This is a genomic window from Photobacterium sp. OFAV2-7 (genome assembly GCF_022347985.1).
In the GTDB taxonomy this organism is placed as follows: domain Bacteria; phylum Pseudomonadota; class Gammaproteobacteria; order Enterobacterales; family Vibrionaceae; genus Photobacterium.
In genome coordinates this window covers 1-3,534 of sequence record NZ_JAKRFQ010000544.1, presented here as the reverse complement: position 1 = coordinate 3,534, position 3,534 = coordinate 1, and the positions used below count along the sequence as shown (strand labels likewise).

Below are 3,534 nucleotides of genomic sequence, written 5' to 3'. Positions count from 1 at the left end.
TTTTCGGTAGCGTCTTTGACTGGTTCACTTCATCGCTGGCCGGAATATGGGATTCAGTTAAGGGCTTGGTTGATTGGATACCAGGTATTGGCGGCGATGACATTGAAAGTGTTTCGAGAATCGAAGCGGTGCAGAAAGCTAAACCAAAAGTGCAGATTCAGCAGGGTGGTGCTGCCAAGAGTATTGCCAACTATGCAGGCAGTCAGACACATTACGGCGGTGTTGCCATTTATCCAGTGCAGATGAACAGCCCACAGGATTTGGCTAACGAACTGGAGATGGCTGCAGGATGACTTATCTCTATCAGGACGTGCTTATCGAAAACGGTGATCTGGTGCTGGATGCAGGCCGCAACCCGATACTGATCCAAGACCGCGCCGTGATTGCTCAGGACATCAAGCATGCCATTATCGAAAGCAATCTTGCTGTTGACCTGATTGCCGAGCGTAGCCCATCCATGAAAGCTGATATCCGCACCAAACTGGAACTGCTGGTTGAAGAGGATGTGCGCCTGGTGCCGGGAACCGTAAGGCTGGAAGAGCCCAAAGAGGGTGTGATTTATGTGTTCGCCGACACCACCGACTTTGGCGAGTTATCGCTGACCGTAGACGTGGAGAAGAAACGTGTCTGATATCCCGAAACCTGATTACGAGCAGATTGTGAAAGATGCGGGTATACCGACGGATAAAGGCGGCTGGAAAACGGTATTGAAAGCCGAGATGGAAAAAGAAGGTGCCGTCATCAACAACGACAGCCGTTTTTCCCCGTTCTGGCGGATGATTGAATTGGCAGTGCTTACCTGCACAACCTGGCTGATTAACATCCTGTTGGTGAAATACATCCTGCCGAATATGTTCCTGGCAACAGCCAAAGATAAGTACCTTGATTTGCTGGCATGGGCCTGCCGGGTTGAACGCAAGGCCGCCAGTAAGGTGCGGGGCATGATTGCCTTTCAGCGTGCGGCGGTAAAAGGCCCGGCGCTGATCATCCCGAAAGGCACCTGGATTCAGACCGAGGCCATCAACGGCAATATATACCGGGTGCGTGTTACCGAAGATACCACGCTGCCGGAAAACGAAACCGTAGTACTGGCCCCGGTGGAAGCCGAAGAGGCCGGAGCCGCCTACAACCTTGGCGGCGGGTATTTCCATATTCTGCCGCAGGCTATTTCCGGTATTGCAGCTGCCACCAATACCGATGACTGGCTGACGGAAGCCGGGGCCGATGCCGAAAGCGATGATGACTTGCGTTTGCGGGTACGTAACCAGTGGTCTGCCGTGGCTAAATGGCACATTGATGCAGCGTATCGCAGCCTGCTGATGGAAAAAGCGGGTATCCAGGATGACAACATCTATTTCGAACATAACGCCCCACGTGGACCCGGTACAGCCAACGCCCTGATTTTGCTCGATACCGGGGAGCCAGCAGCGGAAATGATTGCTGACCTGAACCAGCACATCCGTGACAACGGCCAGCACGGACACGGTGATGATCTGCAGGTAATGCCGCTGCCGGGCGATGAGCAGGACATCACGATGAAGCTCTGGCCGAAGCCTGAGCTGACACCGGCAGAGCGTGATCAGCTGAAAAAGGATGCCGATAACTTCATCCGTGCTGCCTTCCGAGAAAACACGGATTACAGGCCAACCCGCACCAACCCGGTTAAGCGTTTCAGCTTCTCCAAGCTGGGGCAGGAGCTACACGCCCAGTTTTCGGGTATCGATTCACTGGAGTTCGGCCAGCCGGATATCGTCAATAACCTGACGATTCCGCGCCTGCGCTCGTTGGAGGTGAGCCTTGAATCTGCCTGAGATTAAGTTCAAGTGGTGGATGGGCCGGGGCGAGCTGGCGAAGTTCGCCCGAGCGCTGCACAACTACTGGGGCCATGTTGAAGCTGCGCTGAAAATGCCGCTTGAGCAGCATGACCCGCTAACGGCCCCGCTCGGTATCGTCGATTTGCTGGCATGGCAGCGTGACGTAAAACGGCTAGGGCAGGAGCCGGAAGATATATACCGGATTCGAGTGGCCCACTCCTACAGCTTCGCCAGAGACGGCGGCAGCAAAGCAGGCTGGGAAGAGATGTTCGATAAGTTGGGGTATCCGCATATCGCACAGGATGAACGGCTGAAGGAAGTTGACTGGGATGTGATCAGTCTGCAAATCCGCGACGGCGACCTGACCGACGTTCCCGAGCTGCTGGACACGGTGATCCGCCAGTATGGCCGGACGTGTCGCCGCTATCAGTACACGACGTATATCGAGATGCCGATAGCTGCCAAGCCCCAGGCGATAGAGGCCAGCTACGAAACAACCCATATCACAACCCGAATTAACGTACCTATGCAGCCCAAGGTGAGCAACATGGAGTGCGAGTACTACACAGCAATTGTCAAAGGCTGAGGATGCATTAATGGCAAATACAACCGATACCAAAATTCTAACTACAGCAGGTAAGGCGTTATTAGCCCAGGTGAATGCGGAAGAAAGCCCGTTCAAGGTGGATAAGCTGATTTTTGCCAATATCCCTGATCGCGCTGATTTCCCTCAGCCGGAAGACGGTGTGCCCACTGATTATGTGGTGGCCGAAAAAGCCGTCGAACGGCGTGGCCGCCTCGGCCCGAATGTGGTGATCTACTCCTCCACACTAACCAGCGCCGAAGGTCCATACGAGTTCAACTGGACAGGTGCCTACAGCACAGAAAAAGGCGTGTTGATTGCCATCGACCACCACAAGCTGACCCCGAAAACGGAAAACCGTCCGGGCATTGCGGGTAACACCCTGGTGCGTTCCCTGTCGCTTGAGTACAAAGACATTGCTGAAATCACCAATATCACGGTAGATGCAACCACCTGGCAATACGATTCCACCAAGCGCCTGGCGAAAATGGACAACGATGCCGCACAGGCCAACATCGACCAGAACGGCAAGGACTGGTTTATCGAAGATGGGTTCTTGGTAACGCCGCAGGATGCCTCCTTCAAGATTAAAGCCGGGGCCGGTTATGTCTCGGGCAACCGTGTGAGCATGGAATATGACAGCTTCATCCAGGTACTGGAAAAGCCCGCGTTCATCTACCTCGACGCCTGGCGCGACGGCACCCCGACAGGTGAGTGGGAAACCAAATACAATTTCGTTGTCTCTGCTGATGAGCAGGACGACTATTTTGACGGTGCGACCGACCCCGCCACCCCGCACTTTGTCTGCAAAATCGCCCAGGTGATGGGGGATGGGAGTGTGAAGGATTTAAGGCCTGAGGGGGAGAGCGCGGGAAAAGAGTGGGTGAGAAAAACGGCTGTACAATATGTTGAGAATAAAATCGAGGTATTAAGCGGCGTTTTTGAAGCTGGCAGCATTGTGAAAACTTTAGGCTATTACAGTGCATTTGATGGGGGGGATGATGAATATATTATCAGCAAGGTCAAGATGCATGAGCTTGCATTCCAAACCAAAAATGGATTGTGGGCAAACAGCCAGGAACTAAAAAAGAAAGAAGTTGATATCAGGAAGTTTGGTGCAATTGCAGACTGTCCAAA

At 53.5% G+C, this 3,534-nt stretch carries 4 protein-coding genes and 1 pseudogene; all 5 read left to right on the top strand.

Annotated features, from left to right (window positions below; all coding sequences use genetic code 11):
* Positions 1-293, top strand: a pseudogene (locus tag MHN01_RS20605) (phage tail tape measure protein); the annotation flags it as partial.
* Entirely contained in the window at positions 290-631 is a 342-nt protein-coding gene (locus MHN01_RS20600) for a DUF2590 family protein (protein ID WP_239413134.1), read from the top strand. The pseudogene MHN01_RS20605 and the gene MHN01_RS20600, both read left to right, overlap by 4 nt.
* Positions 624-1,811, top strand: a complete 1,188-nt coding sequence (locus MHN01_RS20595; protein ID WP_239413133.1) for a baseplate J/gp47 family protein — start codon at positions 624-626, stop codon at positions 1,809-1,811. The genes MHN01_RS20600 and MHN01_RS20595 overlap by 8 nt, the downstream gene beginning before the upstream one ends.
* A 19-nt stretch (positions 1,812-1,830) precedes the next feature.
* Positions 1,831-2,400 carry a phage tail protein gene (locus tag MHN01_RS20590; protein WP_370646529.1) on the top strand — a complete coding sequence of 190 codons (570 nt, stop codon included), beginning with the start codon at positions 1,831-1,833 and terminating at the stop codon, positions 2,398-2,400.
* 10 nt (positions 2,401-2,410) lie between these two features.
* Positions 2,411-3,534: phage tail protein (locus MHN01_RS20585; protein WP_239413131.1), on the top strand; the 1,124-nt coding region annotated here is incomplete at its 3' end.

What these genes read in the sequence shown, in the direction of transcription:
- MHN01_RS20600 (WP_239413134.1), top strand. Translation starts at nt 290, where the DNA reads ATGACTTATCTCTATCAGGACGTGCTTATCGAAAACGGTGATCTGGTG.
- MHN01_RS20590 (WP_370646529.1), top strand. Translation starts at nt 1,831, where the DNA reads ATGGGCCGGGGCGAGCTGGCGAAGTTCGCCCGAGCGCTGCACAACTAC.